The organism is Solwaraspora sp. WMMD792 (assembly GCF_029626105.1).
Lineage (GTDB): Bacteria > Actinomycetota > Actinomycetes > Mycobacteriales > Micromonosporaceae > Micromonospora_E.
On the sequence record NZ_JARUBH010000009.1, the window covers coordinates 6273540 to 6289564 of the forward strand.

Here is a 16025-nt window from a genome sequence, read left to right on the forward strand (position 1 = left end):
GTTCGAGTTGAAGGTCAGATACCTCAAAGTGCTGACGAAAGGTGCCTGGCCTTCAACTCGTGGCCCGCTCGGCGATCGCCTGCCGAACATCCCGCACGACTTGTCCGCTTTGCCGGAGTACGTCGTCGGCGGTGAACCGCAGCACCAGCCAGCCGGCCGCCCGCAGCGCGTTGTAGCGGGCCACGTCGCGGCGGAACGTCGTACGCTCCCGGTGGTGATCGCCCTCGTACTCGATGGCGATCCGCCACTGTGGGTAGGCGAGATCGACGCGGGCCAGGAAACGTCCGCGCGTCCCGTGCCGTCCCGCCGACGGCGTCCCGTGCCGCACCGCCGACAGCGCCGCGCCTAATGTCGCCGAGGTCGCCGATGTCGCCGAGGCGTCCGGTGGTGTCCGTACCTCGTGTTGCGGGACCGGACGGGGCAGACCGGCATCATGCAGCAACAGCCGCAGCCGGGACTCCATCGGCGACTCGCTCAGCGGCTCGGCCAGGGCGACGAGTTCCCGCAACTGCGCCGTGCCGCGTCGGCCCGGGTGGGCGTCGAGGTAGCGGACGAGTGCCTCGCGGCGGAACGACCGATGGCGCAGCAGCGCGTCGAGTGCGGCGAGCGCGTCGGCGCGGGGCAGCCCGCGCCCCAGGTCGAAGCCGGTACGCACCTCGGTAGTCAGCGGTATCCCGCCGAACAATGTAGTGATGTCGGCCGGTTCGAGCGCGTGATGGGTGACCGCGACGCGGGGGTGGCGCCACAGCCGCGTCGTCGGCGGCAGATCGACGTGCACCGGGCTGTCGCGGGGCAGCAGGTCGACACCCCACAGGTACGCGGCGCTCAGCCCACGGACCGCCCCGCCAGGCGGCAGCTTCAGCGCCACCGCCTCGCACCACATCCGGTGGTCGTCGGCGTCGAAGACGGCCGCGGGTACGTACACGTCGGACAGCACGCGGCGCCACGTCCGGCCGGCGAGCATCCGCCGGGTGAGCAGTCCGGCGGCCACTGCGCGGGTGCCGGAGAACGGACCGATACTCAGCTCACGCGGGATCCGCCGGGCGCGGGGCATCGCCAGAGTCTGCCCGGCCGGCTGGTCGGCCCGCCGCCCCGTCGGTGTCTCGCGTCGCAGATCCGACTGTCCCCTGCGGTCCGACTGTCCCCTGCGGTCCGACTGACTCCGGCCGGGCCGGGGCGTCGCGGTGAATCAGACCCTGGGCGGCCAGGGCAGCGGCCGCCGCCGCCAGCGGCAGGGCCGGCAACGCGTACCGGGGCTCGTACATGCCGATCGCCACGGTGAACACGGCCAGCCCGGGGCCGGCGACCACCAGCAGTACGGTGTCGAGCCGGATCCAGCCGGTGACCCGCCGGCCGGCGGCCAGCGCCGCGGCGGTCAGCAGCACCGCCAACGACATCACCACCGGGATGCCCCGGGTCCAGCGGCCGTACTGGTGCAGCGTCCGGGTCAGCGGGGTGGCCGGGTCCGCGACGACCGGCTCGGCGACCGCCGCCTGAAACCCGCTGGACGCCTGGGCCGGCGGACAGTTCTGCTCGACCCGCACGTCGGCGGAGCGGAACCGGACCGGCGGCACCAGGCGCTGCCGCAGGCACTCGTTCATCGGCCCGAGGTACAGGCCGGGGACGAAGTGCGCGGCGCTCTCCCGGCCGACCGTCGCGAGGTAGTCGCCGGGCTGCTGGCTGATCACCGACCGGGAGAAGCTGGTCAGCACCCGGGCGCCCTCCGGGGTGTACACCCAGTCGCCGAGTCGGGCCGGCCGCCGCCAGAAGAACGCGTCGGCCCGGTCCCAACGCTGGTCCGGCGGCTGGTCCGGGCAGGCGATCCGCTCCTCGGCGGTCAACTCGATGCGGTCGCAGTCGGCGATCATCGCGGCCCGGCCGTACAGGGCGGTGCCGCTCTGCGCGCTGTAGACGCTCTGCCGGTCGCCGATCCAGACCATCACCATGACGTACGGCACACCGAAGGCGAGCAGGTAGCCCAGCACCGGCCGCCAGCCGACTCGGCGTACCACCAGGTAGCCGGCGAGTAGCAGGGCGACCGGCAGCGCGGTGGGTTTGGTCACCCAGGCGACGGCGATCAGCCCGCCGGAGACGACGGCCGCCACCGGACCGGGGCGCGGTGACCAGAGCAGTGCCCCGACCGAGGCGGCGAACAGCACCATGAACATCAGGTCGGGCAGCAGGTAGTGCCCCATGGTGAGGACCAGGGAATCGAAGATCAGCGGTACGGCGGCCAGGGTGGCCAGCCAGCGGACCACGCCCCGGCGCAGCAGCAGGGCGTACAGGCCGACGGCGAGCAGCAGGCTGAGCAGATGCTGGACGGCCGCGACGGCGGCGAGTGTCCGGGTCTGCTGCAGCGCGGACAGCAGCAGTACGTAGCCGATCGGCCGGTTCGGGTGCGGCTCCAGCGGCTGCTGCAGCATCAGCAGGTACTCGCCGCTGTCGCCGTGGAACCAGAACGCCGGCTGATACGCGACCAGGTAGGCGATCCGCAGTCCGAGACCGGCGGCGAGCAGGATCACCAGAGGCAGGTGGCGGCGCAGCGGCGTCATCCGGTCGCTCTGCCCCTCCCTCGACATGGCAGTACGCTTCATGCGTGACTACCAGCCGGGAGATCGACAGCATCCTGCAGCGTGGCGCCGACGGTGGGCGGATCTCCGCCGAGGAGGCGCTGCTGATCTACACCGAAGCGCCGTTCCACGCCCTCGGTGAGGCCGCGGACGCGGTGCGCCGTCGCCGGTACCCGGACAACGTCGTGACGTATCTGATCGATCGCAACATCAATTACACCAACGTCTGCGTCACCGCGTGTCGTTTCTGCGCTTTCTACCGGGTGCCCAAGCACGCCGAGGGCTGGGCCCACCCGATCGAGGAGATCCTGCGTCGCTGCGGCGAGGCGGTCGAGTTGGGCGCTACCCAGGTGATGCTGCAGGGTGGCCACCACCCGGACTTCGGGGTGGAGTACTACGAGCAGCTGTTCGGCGCGGTCAAGGCGGCGTACCCCCGGTTGGTGATCCACTCGATCGGGCCGAGCGAGATCCTGCACATGGCGAAGGTGTCCGACGTGTCGCTGGACGAGGCGATCGCCCGGATCAAGGCCGCCGGGCTGGATTCGATCGCCGGTGCCGGTGCCGAGATGCTGCCGGACCGCCCTCGGCGGGCGATCGCCCCGCTCAAGGAGTCCGGGGCGCGCTGGCTGGAGGTCATGGAGCTGGCGCACCGGCACGGCATCGAGTCGACCGCGACGATGATGATGGGCACCGGGGAGACCAACGCGGAGCGGATCGAGCATCTGCGGATGATCCGGGACGTCCAGGACCGGACCGGCGGTTTCCGGGCGTTCATCCCTTGGACCTACCAGCCGGAGAACAACCATCTCAAGGGCCGCACCCAGGCGACGACCCTGGAGTACCTGCGGATGATCGCGGTCTCCAGGCTCTTCTTCGACCAGGTGGCGCATCTGCAGGCGTCCTGGCTGACCACCGGCAAGGACGTCGGGCAGTTGGCGCTGCACATGGGGGTCGACGATCTCGGTTCGATCATGCTGGAGGAGAACGTGATCTCCTCGGCCGGTGCCCGGCACCGGTCGAACCTGCACGAGCTGATCTGGATGATCCGTTCGGCGGGCCGGATCCCCGCCCAGCGGGACACCGAGTACCACCACCTCGCTGTGCACCGTGATCCGGCGGACGACCCGACCGACGAGCGGGTGGTGTCGCACTTCTCTTCGATCGCGTTGCCCAACGGCGGGGCCCGCCGCGATCTGCCGCTGGTCGACGCGCGCTGACCGACCGGACCTGCACTGACCGGCCCGGATTCGTCCGATCGGGTGGCTGGTGAGGCCGACCAGTCAGCCCTTCTCGGCCGGCGGGTGGGCCGGTGGTCGGCCGGTCGTTGCGGGCAGCGCTGTCGATGCGGCGAGGTGGCGCGAACCTTAGGCCAAGGGGCCATAACGTGTTGATCACGAGGGGCGCGAAGCTTCCCGTCGGCCGCTAACGTCCTCGTCAACAACGTTCCGGCAGCCGCCCGCGCCGCGACGCCGTCCCCCTGGTCGTCGCAGGTCACGTCCCCTAATGGCGGTGGTCGCCGGAGCCGTACTCCAGCGGTCCGAGGGGGCCGTCTATATAACGCACGGCATTACGGGCGAGGTGGTTCAACCCACCTCGCCCGTAGTGTGTGTGGCCTCGGTCACCCGCGCCGCCGGCCCCGCGCCGCAGGTCGGGACGGGTGCCTGGCAGAGTGGTCGGGCGTGACTGACATCCCGCCGCCGGTCCGCGCCGGCCTGGACAAGCAGCCGGCCGAGGTCGCCGCGATGTTCGACGGCGTGGCCGGCCGGTACGACCTGACCAACACGGTGATCTCCTTCGGCCAGGACCGACGGTGGCGCCGGGCCACCCGGGCGGCGCTCGACCTGCTCCCCGGCGACCGGGTGCTCGACGTCGGCGCCGGCACCGGGGTCTCCACCGCCGAACTCGGCCGGGGCGGGGTGTGGGCGGTCGGCTCGGACATCTCGCTCGGCATGCTGCGGGCCGGCCGGCGGGTCCGTCCGCAGGTACCACTGCTCGCCGGGGACGCCCTGGCGTTGCCGTTCCGGGACGCCACCTTCGACGCGGTGACCATCTCGTTCGCGCTGCGCAACGTGGTCGACACCGACGCCGCGTTGGCCGAGCTGGCCCGGGTGACCCGGCCCGGCGGGCGGCTGGTGGTGTGCGAGTTCAGTCAGCCGACCAGTCCCGCCTTCCGGACGCTCTACCTGTCCTATCTGATGCGGTCGTTGCCGGCGGTGGCCCGTGCGGTGGCGAGCAACCCGGACGCGTACGTCTATCTGGCCGAGTCCATCCGGCAGTGGCCGGACCAGGCGGCGCTCGCCGGGCGGATCACGGCGGCTGGGTGGCGGTCGGCGCAGTGGCGCAATCTCACCGGTGGCATCGTGGCGCTGCACCGCGCCACCCGGCGGTAGCGCCGTGCCACCTGGAAGTAAGGCCATGCCACCTGGAAGTAGCGCCGTGCTGCCGTACGCCGGATCCGGGTGCTCGGGCGACGGGTCGGTCACTCCTCGGTGTCCGTCGATGGGTGATTTCGGGTCGTCGGTCACCCGCCGAGGTCGCTACCTCGCAGGGTTAGGGTCGCCTAACCGATTGCCGCCCTGTTAACGGTTCTAGACTCACCTGCGAGACGGCTTGTGAAGCATTTCACGAGCGACTGGGAGGCGAACGGGAGGTGGCTGTGAGCGAGACCGAAGCCGATGTGATCGTCGTCGGGGCGGGCCCTGGCGGTTCCGCGACCGCCTTCCACCTCGCCCGGCACGGCGTACGGGTGCTCCTGCTGGAGAAGACCACCTTCCCCCGGGAGAAGGTCTGCGGTGACGGGCTCACGCCGCGCGCCGTCAAGCAGTTGATCAAGCTGGGTGTCGACACCTCGCCCGAGGCCGGCTGGCTGCACAACCGCGGCCTGCGGGTGATCGGCGGCGGCATCCGGCTGGAGCTCGACTGGCCCGACCTGGCCAGCTTCCCCAACTACGGACTGGTCCGGACCCGACTGGACTTCGACGATCTGCTGGCCAGACAGGCGGTCGAGGCGGGGGCGGTGCTGCACACCGGCACCAACGTGGTGGCCCCGGTGCTGGACGACACCGGGCGGGCGATCGGCGTGACCGCCGAGGTCGGCCCGGACAAGCAGCCGGCCACCTTCCATGCCCCGTTGATCGTCGCCGCCGACGGGGTCTCCGGCCGGTTCCCGCTCGCCATGGGGCTGGCCAAGCGCGAGGACCGGCCGATCGGGGTCGCGGTCCGGCGGTACTACCGGTCGCCGGTGCGGCACCGGGACGAGTACCTGGAGTCCTGGCTGGAGCTGCGCAGCCGGGAGGGCGGCGAAAAGCTGCTGCCCGGCTACGGCTGGATCTTCGGCATGGGCGACGGCCGGGTCAACGTCGGCCTGGGCGTGCTCAACTCGTCCAGCGCCTTCGGTAAGACCAACTACCGGCGGATGCTGACCGACTGGCTGGGCAGCACGCCACCGGACTGGGGGCTGGCCGACGAGGCCAACGCCGACGGCCCGATCCTCGGCGCGGCCCTGCCGATGGGCTTCAACCGGGTCCCGCACTACACCCGGGGAGTCCTGCTGGTCGGTGACTCCGGCGGTATGGTCAACCCGTTCAACGGTGAAGGCATCGCGTACGCGATGGAGTCCGGTGAGCTGGCCGCCGAGGTGGCGGTGCAGGCGTTGGCCCGGCCAGCCGGCGCCGACCGGGAGCGGGCGCTGGCGCACTACCCGAACGAGCTGAAGGCCCGCTACGGCGGCTACTACCGGCTCGGGAACATCTTCGTGAAGATGATCGGCAACCCACAAATCATGCGAATCGCTACCAAGCACGGCATGCCGCATCCGACACTGATGCGGTTCGTGCTGAAGCTGCTGGCGAACCTGACCGATCCGCGTGGCGGGGACGCGATGGACCGGATGATCAACGCGATGACCAAGGTGGCTCCGGCCGTGTGACGCCGCCGGCAGCACCCCGGGCCGTCGGCCCACCGCAGTAGTCGCCAGGATGGGGCAACGACGCCCGGTCCCGGCGGGAGACATCACAGATCGCTGGAAACTGACCGCGGGCAGGGAAGGACGAGCAGGAGAAGCCCATGTCGCTCTCGCCTTACATACCCATCGTCGGGGTCTTCGCCCTCGCCTCGGCCTTCGCGCTGTTCTCGGTGGCGGCCGCCCGGCTGGCCGGGCCGCTGCGCTACAACCGGGCCAAGCTCGAAGCGTACGAGTGTGGGATCGAGCCCAGCCCGGAGCCGGTCGGCGGCGGTCGGATCCCGATCAAGTTCTATCTGACCGCGATGATGTTCATCATCTTCGACATCGAGATCATCTTCCTGATCCCGTGGGCGGTCTCGCTGGACCCGCTCGGCGCGTTCGGCTACGTCGCGGTCTCGCTGTTCATCGTCGCCGTCTCGGTCGCCTATGTGTACGAGTGGCGGCGCGGCGGGCTCGACTGGGACTGACGGAGGAACCATGGGAATCGAGGAGAAACTCCCCGCCGGCGTACTGCTCACCTCGGTGGAGAAGCTGGTCAACTGGTCCCGCAAGACCTCCGTCTGGGGGGCGACCTTCGGCCTGGCCTGCTGCGCGATCGAGATGATGGCGGCCGGTGCCCCGCACTACGACATGGGTCGCTGGGGCATGGAGGTGTTCCGGGCCTCGCCCCGGCAGGCCGACCTGATGATCGTCGCCGGCCGGGTCAGCCAGAAGATGGCCCCGGTGCTGCGGCAGATCTACGACCAGATGGCCGAACCCCGCTGGGTGTTGTCGATGGGGGTCTGCGCCTCCAGCGGCGGCATGTTCAACAACTACGCCATCGTGCAGGGCGTGGACCACGTGGTGCCGGTCGACATGTACCTGCCCGGCTGCCCGCCCCGTCCGGAGATGCTCATCGACGCGGTTCTCAAGCTGCGCGAGAAGATCGGCCACGAGCCGCTCGGCCCGAACGGCCGCAAGATGCTGGAGGCCCGCCGGGCCCGCGGTGACGTGCCGGTGGTCGCGCCCGGGGCGATGCCGTCGTCGTACCGCTCCGACAAGGCCCGCCGGGCCGAGTGGGAGCAGGCCGTCCGGGAAGGCCGCGAGGAGCAGCTGCGGATCGAGAACTGGATGAAGGCCCAGAACCACCTGCACGCCCGGGAGCGGCTGAAGTGATTCCCGCGTTGACCAGCGAAAGGACGATCCAGTGACCGGGCCGACCAACGCGCCCAGTGAGCAGCCGGGCGGTGGCGTACCCGCCGCCGCCCCGCCGGTCGGGGCGACCAGCGGCGCGCCGGCCGAGTTCCCGCCGGCCAGCGGGGCCGGCCGGGGAATGTTCGGCATCCAGGGCTCCGGCGACACGTCCGGCTTCGGCGGCCTGGTCCGCCGCCGGTCCAGCGTGGCCGGCGCCGAGCGGCCGTACGGCGGCTACTTCGACGAGGTGTGCGACGCGCTGGAGGAGGCCTACCCGGCCTTCGCCGACGCGATCGAGAAGGTCGTGGTCGACCGGGGTGAGCTGACCCTGCACATCAAGCCGGAGCGGATCGCCGAGGTCTGCCGGGTGATGCGCGACGACGAGGCGCTGCGCTTCGAGCTCTGCTCCTCGGTGTCCGGGGCGGACTACCTGGGTGCCGATGAGCGCCGGCTGCACGTCGTCTACCAGCTGACCTCGATGACCTACCGGCGTCGGGTCCGGCTGGAGGCGGCGGTCACCGCCGAGGATCCGCACCTGCCGAGCGTCACCGCCGTCTACCCGACCGCCGACTGGCAGGAACGGGAGACGTACGACATGTTCGGCGTCGTCTTCGACGGCCACCCGGCGCTGACCCGGATCCTGATGCCGGACGACTGGGAGGGCCACCCGCAGCGCAAGGACTACCCGCTGGGCGGCGTCCCGGTGGAGTACAAGGGCGCCGAGATCCCACCGCCGGACAAGCGGAGGAGCTACCAATGACGGCCGGATACGCAACCGAACGCGAGACCGACGAGGGCAAGGTCTTCACCGTCACCGGTGGCGACTGGGACACCGTGGTCGGCGGTACGGACCCGCTCACCGACGAGCGGATCATCGTCAACATGGGGCCGCAGCACCCGTCCACCCACGGGGTGCTGCGGCTGGTGCTGGAGCTCGAGGGGGAGACCGTCCGGGAGGCCCGGACGGTCGTCGGCTACCTGCACACCGGGATCGAGAAGAACCTCGAGTACCGCAACTGGGTGCAGGGCACCACGTTCGTCACCCGGATGGACTACCTGGCGCCGATCTTCAACGAGACGGCGTACAGCCTGGCGGTGGAGAAGCTGCTCGGGATCACCGACGACATCACCGAGCGGGCGAACACCATCCGGGTGCTGATGATGGAGCTCAACCGGATCTCTTCGCACCTGATCTGGCTGGGCACCACCGGCCTGGAGCTCGGCGCGATCTCGATCATGCTGTACTGCTTCCGGGAGCGCGAGTACATCCTGGAGATCTTCGAGCTGGTCTCCGGGCTGCGGATGAACATGGCCTACGTGCGGCCCGGCGGGGTCGCCCAGGACGTGCCGGACGAGGCGATCGCCAAGATCCGCGAGTTCCTCAAGGTGATGCCGAAGCGGCTCAAGGAGTACGAGGACCTGCTCTCCGGGCAGCCGATCTGGCTGGAGCGGACGCAGAACGTCGCGGTGCTCGACGTCACCGGCTGCCTCGCGCTGGGCGTCACCGGGCCGGTACTGCGCTCCGCCGGTCTGGCCTGGGACCTGCGCAAGACCATGCCGTACTGCGGCTACGAGGACTACGAGTTCGACGTGCCGACCACGCCGACCGCCGACGTCTGGGGCCGTTACCTGGTTCGGATGGCCGAGATGCGCGAGTCGCTGAAGATCATCGAGCAGGCGTTGGACCGGCTGAAGCCCGGTCCGATCATGGTCGCCGACAAGAAGATCGCCTGGCCGGCGCAGTTGGCCATCGGCGTGGACGGCATGGGCAACTCGCTGGAGCACGTCGCCAAGATCATGGGTCAGTCGATGGAGTCGCTGATCCACCACTTCAAGCTGGTGACCGAGGGCTTCCGGGTGCCGCCCGGCCAGGTGTACGTCGGCATCGAGTCACCCCGCGGCGAGTTGGGCGTGCACGCCGTCTCCGACGGCGGGACCAGGCCGTACCGGGTGCACTACCGCGAACCGAGCTTCGTGAACCTCCAGGCGATCCCGGCCATGGCCGAGGGCGGGCTGCTCGCCGACGTGATCGCCGGGGGCGCCTCGTTGGACCCCGTGATGGGTGGGTGTGACCGCTGATGGGCTTCAGTCAGGAAACGCACGACCGGGCCCGGGAGATCATCGCCCGCTACCCGGCGGACCGCTCCCGGTCGGCACTGCTGCCGCTGCTGCACCTGGTGCAGTCCGAGGAGGGCTACGTCTCGCCGGCCGGCGTCGAGTTCTGCGCCGAAGCGCTGGGCATCAACAAGGCCCAGGTCAGCGCGGTCGCCACCTTCTACACCATGTACAAGCGCCGGCCCACCGGTGACTGGCTGGTCAGCGTCTGCACCAACACGATGTGCGACGTGCTCGGCGGCCAGCGGGTCTACGACGCGCTCAGCGAGCACCTCGGTGTCGGGCACGAGGAGACCACCGCCGACGGCACCATCACCCTGGAGCACGCCGAGTGCCTGGCCGCCTGCGACTACGGCCCGGTGATGACGGTCAACTACGACTTCTTCGACAAGGTCGACCCGGACGTCGCGCTCGGCGTCGTCGAGGAGTTGCGCGCCGGCGGCCGCCCGGCACCCACCCGGGGTGCCCGGCTGTGCACGCTGAAGGAGATGTCGCTGCAGCTGGCCGGCTTCTCCGACACCCGCGAGGGCGCGGTCGCCGACGGACCGGCCGGCGACCCCACGCTGCGCGGCCTGCGGCTGGCCCAGCAGCACGGCGTCTCGGTCGCCGGCTTCGACCCGAACACGCCGATCAGCGGCGACGCCCCTGCCCCTGCTCCGGCACCCAGCCGGCCGGCACCGGCGGCGACCGGCAGCACCGCCCCGGACGTCAAGGCACCACAGGCCAAGTCGCCGGAGATCCGGGCCGCCGAGACCCGCGCCCCGGACGCGAAGACCCCGGCCCCGGACGCCCCCGGCACCACGGTGCCGACCGACCGGGCCGAGCCGGACAGCGACGCCGAGGCCGCCGAGTCGGCCGGCGCCGCCGCCAACCCGCCCGCCGGTGACGCCAAACCGGCCGGCGACAACTCGCAGCCACAGCGCGGGTCGCTGCGGGACGCGCGCAGCGAGGAGGGCACCCGATGACCCAGCCGCGACCGGAAACCCTGCAGAAGCTGACCCCGGTGCTGACCAAGCGCTGGTTGTCACCGGACGCCTGGAAGATCGACGTCTACCAGCAGCTCGACGGCTACGCCGCGCTGCGCAAGGTGCTGACCGGTACGCCGGACGGCCGGGGCCGCGACGCCGACCCGGTGCACCCGGACGACCTGATCAAGCTGATCAAGGACTCCGGGCTGCGCGGCCGGGGCGGGGCCGGCTTCCCCACCGGCCTCAAGTGGGGGTTCATCCCACAGGGCGACGGCAAGCCGCACTACCTGGTGGTCAACGCCGACGAGGGCGAGCCGGGCACCTGCAAGGACCTGCCGCTGATGATGTACGACCCGCACTCGCTGGTCGAAGGCGTCATCATCGCCTCGTACGCGATCCGGGCCAGCCGCGCCTACATCTACATCCGGGGTGAGGCGGTGCACGCCGCCCGCCGGCTGCGCAACGCGGTCGACGAGGCGTACCGGGCCGGCTACCTCGGCAAGGACATCCTCGGCTCCGGGTTCGACCTGGACCTGGTGGTGCACAGCGGGGCGGGTGCCTACATCTGCGGCGAGGAGACGGCGCTGCTGGACTCCCTCGAAGGGTTCCGTGGCCAGCCCCGGCTGCGTCCGCCGTTCCCGGCCACCCACGGCCTGTACGCCTGCCCGACAGTGGTCAACAACGTCGGCACCATCTCCAGCGTGCCGTATATCGTGCTCGGTGGCGCCGCCTGGTGGAAGAGCATGGGTACGGAGAAGTCGTCCGGCCCGATGATCTATTCGCTGTCCGGCCGGATCGCCAACCCGGGGCAGTACGAGTGCTCGATGGGCATCACCCTGCGCGAGCTGATCGAGCTGGCCGGCGGGATGCAGCCCGGTCATGAGCTGCGGTTCTGGACGCCCGGCGGTTCGTCGACCCCGCTGCTCACCGCCGAGCACCTGGACGTACCGCTGGACTTCGAAGGGGTGGCCGGCGCCGGCTCGATCCTCGGCACCACCGCCACCCAGATCTTCTCCGACCAGGACTGTCCGGTGTACGCCACCTACCGGTGGCTGGAGTTCTACCACCACGAGTCGTGCGGCAAGTGCACCCCGTGCCGGGAGGGCAACTACTGGATGGTGCGGGTCTTCCGGCGGATTCTCGCCGGTCAGGGCACCCACGAGGACCTGGACACCCTGCTCGACACCTGCGACAACATCCTCGGCCGCTCGTTCTGCGGCCTCGGCGACGGCGCGACCAGCTCGGTGACGTCCTCGCTGAAGTACTTCAAGCAGGACTACCTCGACTACATCGAGGGCCGCACGGCACCGAAGCTGTCGGAGAAAGCATTGGTAGGTGCGCACTAATGGCAGAGGTAGCCAAGACCACCGAGACGGTGACGTTGACCATCGACGGCGTCGAGGTCACCGCGCCCAAGGGCGCACTGTTGATCCGGGTCGCCGAGAAGCTGGGCATCGAGATCCCCCGGTTCTGCGACCACCCGCTGCTCGCCCCGGCCGGCGCCTGCCGGCAGTGCCTGGTCGACGTGGAGGGGCAGCGCAAGCCGGTCGCCTCCTGCACCCAGACCGTCGCCGACGGCATGGTGGTCCGCACCCAGCTCACCTCCGAGGTGGCCAAGAAGGCCCAGCAGGGGATCATGGAGCTGCTGCTGGTCAACCACCCGCTCGACTGCCCGATGTGCGACAAGGGCGGCGAGTGCCCGCTGCAGAACCAGGCGATGTCCACCGGCCGGCCGGACTCCCGGTTCCACGAGCACAAGCGGGAGTACCCGAAGCCCGTCGAGATCTCCACCCAGGTGCTGCTGGACCGCGAGCGCTGCGTGCTCTGCCAGCGCTGCACCCGGTTCTCCGAGGAGATCGCCGGTGACGCCTTCATCGACCTGATGGACCGCTCCTCCGGCGAGCAGATCAACGTCTACCGGGACGAGGCGTTCGGCGCCGAACCGACGCCGGACGGTGAGGGCGACGGCGACGTGCCGTTCAACTCCTACTTCTCCGGCAACACGGTGCAGATCTGCCCGGTCGGCGCGCTCACCGGTGCCCAGTACCGGTTCCGGGCCCGCCCGTTCGACCTGGTCTCCTCGCCGAGCGTCTGTGAGCACTGCTCGGCCGGCTGCGCGCAGCGCACCGACCACCGGCGCGGCAAGGTGATGCGCCGGCTGGCCGGCGACGACCCGGCGGTCAACGAGGAGTGGAACTGCGACAAGGGCCGGTGGGGGTTCCGCTACGCCACCGCCACCGACCGGCTCACCACCCCGCTGGTCCGCGACGCCGGCACCGGTGAGCTGCGGGAGGCGTCCTGGAGCGAGGCCCTGGCGGTCGCCGCCGACGGGCTGCGCAACGCCCGCGACGGGGCGTACGGCGTCGGGGTGCTCACCGGCGGTCGGCTCACCGTCGAGGACGCCTACGCGTACGCCAAGTTCGCCCGGGTGGCGCTGCGCACCAACGACATCGACTTCCGGGCCCGACCGGTCACCGGTACCGCCTGCTCCACCGAGGAGGCCGACTTCCTGGCCGCCCGGGTGGCCGGTAACTCCGACGTCACCTACGCCGACATCGAGCGGGCCCCGGTGGTGGTGATCGCCGGGCTGGAGCCGGAGGAGGAGTGCCCGATCCTCTTCCTGCGGCTGCGCAAGGCGTACAGCAAGAAAGGGCTGCGGGTGATCGCCCTGGCCCCGTACCTGAGCCGGGGCCTGGAGAAGCTGGGCGCCACGTTGGTGCCGACCGTGCCCGGCGACGAGGCGCGGCTGCTCACCGAGGACCGCGCGGTCGCCGAGGCGCTCGGCCGGTCCGGCGCGATCCTGTTCGTCGGCGAGCGGCTGGCCACCGTACCCGGCGGGTTGTCGACCGCTGGCGCGGTCGCCGAGCGGGCCGGCGCGAAGCTGGCCTGGGTGCCACGACGGGCCGGCGACCGGGGCGCGGTCGACGCCGGCTGCCTGCCGAACCTGCTGCCCGGCGGCCGTCCGGTCGCCGACGCGGCCGCCCGGGCGGAGCTGACCGGGGCCTGGGACATCGGTGCCGGGACCATCCCGTCCGAGCCGGGCCGCGACGTCGACGCGATCGTCGCGGCGACCGCCGCCGGCAAGATCGGCGCGCTGGTCGTCGCCGGGGTCGACCCGGCCGACCTGGCCGACCCGCGGCTCGCCGAGCAGGCCCTCGACGCGGTGCCGTTCCTGGTCAGCCTGGAGATCCGGCACAGCGCGGTGACCCGCCGCGCGGACGTGGTCCTGCCGGTGGCGCCGGCGGTGGAGAAGGCCGGCAGCTACCTCGACTGGGAGGGCCGGCTGCGCACCTTCGAGGCGGTGCTGAACACCACCGCGATGGCCGACTCCCGGGTGCTCGACGCGCTCGCCGCCCAGCTCGGTGTCGCACTCGGCACCGGCGAGGTCAACCTGATCCGCCGGGAGCTCGGCGCGCTGCCGGCCACCAAGGCGCAGCGTCCCGGGCTGCCGCTGGTCGACCCGACGGCACCGGCCAGCCCGGGTGCCGGCGAGGCGGTGCTGGCGACCTGGCACCACCTGATCGACCTCGGCACCCTCACCGACGGTGACCCCTACCTGGGCGGCACCGCACGGCCGCCGGTGGTCCGGCTGGCCAAGTCGCTGGCCGGGGCGCTCGGGGTGGCCGACGGGGATCCGGTCACCGTCGGCACCGACCGGGGTGCGGTCACCCTGCCGGCGGCGGTCACCGATCTGCTGCCGGACGGGGTGGTCTGGCTACCGACGAACTCGCCCGGCTCGACGGTGCGCCGCAGCCTCGGCGCGGTCTCCGGCGCACTGGTCAAGGTCAGCGCCGCCACCGGCTCGGACGGCACGGCCGCCGGATCGGACGGTAACGGGCGGATCAGCCACAACGGCGCGACGAACCCGAACCTAGGGGGTCTGCGGTGAACCCACTGGCACAGGAACCGACGCTGTCCGACTTCGGGTTGGACCCCTGGTGGCTGATCCTGATCAAGGTGGTCTTCGCCTTCGTCTTCGGGCTGCTGGGCACCCTGCTCGGGGTCTGGTTCGAGCGGCGGGTGGTCGGCCGGATGCAGGTCCGCCCCGGCCCCAACCAGGCCGGCCCGTTCGGCCTGCTGCAGACCCTGGCCGACGGGCTGAAGATGGCCTTCAAGGAGGACATCCTCCCCAAGGCGTCGGACAAGGTGGTCTACTTCTTCGCCCCGACGATCTCGGTGATCTGTGCGGTCACCGCGCTGTCGGTGATCCCGTTCGGGCCGATGGTGAGCATCTTCGGCACCCAGACCCCACTGCAGGTCACCGACGTGCCGGTGGCGGTGCTGGTGCTGCTGGCCTGCTCGTCGATGGGCGTGTACGGGCTGGTGCTCGGCGGCTGGGCGTCCGGGTCGACGTACCCGCTGCTCGGTGGCCTGCGCTCGACGGCGCAGGTGATCTCGTACGAGATCGCGCTCGGGTTGTCGGTGGTCGGCGTCTTCATGACCGCCGGCACCATGTCGACCAGCGGGATCGTCGCCGCCCAGTCCGGCGGTGACCTGTTCACCTCCATCGGCGGGTTCGACCTGTACGCCCCGGGCTGGTACGCGATCCTGCTGCTGCCCAGCTTCATCATCTTCTTCATCGCCGCGGTGGCGGAGACCAACCGGGCGCCGTTCGACCTGCCCGAGGCGGAGTCCGAGCTGGTCGCCGGCTACATGACCGAGTACAGCTCGCTGAAGTTCGCGCTGTTCATGCTCTCCGAGTACGTCGCCATGGTGACCATGTCGGCGGTGACGGTGACGCTGTTCCTCGGCGGCTGGCGGGCCCCCTGGCCGGTCAGCATCTGGGACGGGGCGAACAGCGGCTGGTGGCCGATGCTCTGGTTCATGGGCAAGGTGATCGCGCTGATCTTCGTCTTCGTCTGGCTCCGCGGCACCCTGCCCCGGCTGCGCTACGACCAGTTCATGCGGTTCGGCTGGAAGGTGCTGCTGCCGATCAACCTGGCCTGGATCCTGGCCCTCGGCGGGATCCGGGTGACCAGCGGCTGGGAGCGCAACGACCGGCTGATCGCGATCGGTATCCCGGTCGCCATCCTGCTCGCCGTGGTGATCTTCTGGCCGACGCGCAAGGAGCGGCCGGCGCCGACCCTGCAGGAGCAGGTCGACTCCCGGCCACCGGGCAGCTTCCCGCTGCCCCCGATGGACCTGCAGGTCCCGCCCAGCCCACGGGCCAAGCGGGCGGTAGCCGAACGGGAGCCGGCCCAGGTCGGTCCCGCCACCGACGACAAGGAGGTGTGA

At 71.0% G+C, this 16025-nt stretch carries 13 protein-coding genes; 11 read left to right on the forward strand and 2 right to left on the reverse strand.

Going from position 1 to position 16025, the window contains the following annotated elements; all coding sequences use genetic code 11:
- Nucleotides 1-52 precede the first annotated feature (52 nt).
- Nucleotides 53-1054, reverse strand: coding sequence for a DUF559 domain-containing protein (locus O7629_RS29220; protein WP_278173300.1), 1002 nt, complete (start codon nt 1052-1054; stop codon nt 53-55).
- A complete protein-coding gene (locus O7629_RS29225; RefSeq protein WP_278173302.1) occupies nt 1026-2594 on the reverse strand; it encodes a phospholipid carrier-dependent glycosyltransferase in 1569 nt (522 codons plus the stop codon). Before O7629_RS29225 ends, O7629_RS29220 begins: the two co-directional genes overlap by 29 nt.
- Nucleotides 2595-2596: 2 nt before the next feature.
- On the opposite strand from O7629_RS29225, the gene mqnC reads away from it, so the two are divergent.
- From mqnC to nuoH, 11 genes are all read left to right on the forward strand, one after another.
- The gene (gene mqnC / locus O7629_RS29230; RefSeq protein WP_278173304.1) at nt 2597-3787 is read left to right on the forward strand and encodes a cyclic dehypoxanthinyl futalosine synthase; all 1191 of its coding nucleotides are present in this window, start codon (nt 2597-2599) and stop codon (nt 3785-3787) included.
- Nucleotides 3788-4258: 471 nt separating this feature from the next.
- On the forward strand, nt 4259-4960 hold the full coding sequence (locus O7629_RS29235) for a demethylmenaquinone methyltransferase (RefSeq protein ID WP_278174717.1): 702 nt from the start codon (nt 4259-4261) through the stop codon (nt 4958-4960).
- Between the two features lie 266 nt (nt 4961-5226).
- Complete coding sequence (locus O7629_RS29240; RefSeq protein WP_278173306.1) at nt 5227-6498, forward strand: geranylgeranyl reductase family protein; 1272 nt, start codon at nt 5227-5229, stop codon at nt 6496-6498.
- 137 nt (nt 6499-6635) lie between these two features.
- Nucleotides 6636-7001: an NADH-quinone oxidoreductase subunit A gene (locus tag O7629_RS29245; protein WP_123607118.1), complete on the forward strand. Its 366-nt coding sequence runs from the start codon at nt 6636-6638 to the stop codon at nt 6999-7001.
- Nucleotides 7002-7011: 10 nt separating this feature from the next.
- On the forward strand, nt 7012-7689 hold the full coding sequence (locus O7629_RS29250; protein ID WP_123607119.1) for an NADH-quinone oxidoreductase subunit B: 678 nt from the start codon (nt 7012-7014) through the stop codon (nt 7687-7689).
- Between the two features lie 31 nt (nt 7690-7720).
- On the forward strand, nt 7721-8467 hold the full coding sequence (locus O7629_RS29255) for an NADH-quinone oxidoreductase subunit C (protein WP_278173308.1): 747 nt from the start codon (nt 7721-7723) through the stop codon (nt 8465-8467).
- Nucleotides 8464-9786 (forward strand): NADH-quinone oxidoreductase subunit D, encoded by a 1323-nt coding sequence (locus O7629_RS29260; RefSeq protein ID WP_278173309.1) that lies wholly within the window; start codon nt 8464-8466, stop codon nt 9784-9786. Before O7629_RS29255 ends, O7629_RS29260 begins: the two co-directional genes overlap by 4 nt.
- Nucleotides 9783-10787 carry an NADH-quinone oxidoreductase subunit NuoE gene (gene nuoE / locus O7629_RS29265; protein WP_278174718.1) on the forward strand — a complete coding sequence of 335 codons (1005 nt, stop codon included), beginning with the start codon at nt 9783-9785 and terminating at the stop codon, nt 10785-10787. The genes O7629_RS29260 and nuoE overlap by 4 nt, the downstream gene beginning before the upstream one ends.
- Nucleotides 10784-12136 (forward strand): NADH-quinone oxidoreductase subunit NuoF, encoded by a 1353-nt coding sequence (gene nuoF / locus O7629_RS29270; protein ID WP_278173310.1) that lies wholly within the window; start codon nt 10784-10786, stop codon nt 12134-12136. Before nuoE ends, nuoF begins: the two co-directional genes overlap by 4 nt.
- Nucleotides 12136-14679: an NADH-quinone oxidoreductase subunit G gene (locus O7629_RS29275; protein WP_278173312.1), complete on the forward strand. Its 2544-nt coding sequence runs from the start codon at nt 12136-12138 to the stop codon at nt 14677-14679. Before nuoF ends, O7629_RS29275 begins: the two co-directional genes overlap by 1 nt.
- Nucleotides 14676-16025: an NADH-quinone oxidoreductase subunit NuoH gene (gene nuoH, locus O7629_RS29280; protein WP_278173314.1), complete on the forward strand. Its 1350-nt coding sequence runs from the start codon at nt 14676-14678 to the stop codon at nt 16023-16025. Before O7629_RS29275 ends, nuoH begins: the two co-directional genes overlap by 4 nt.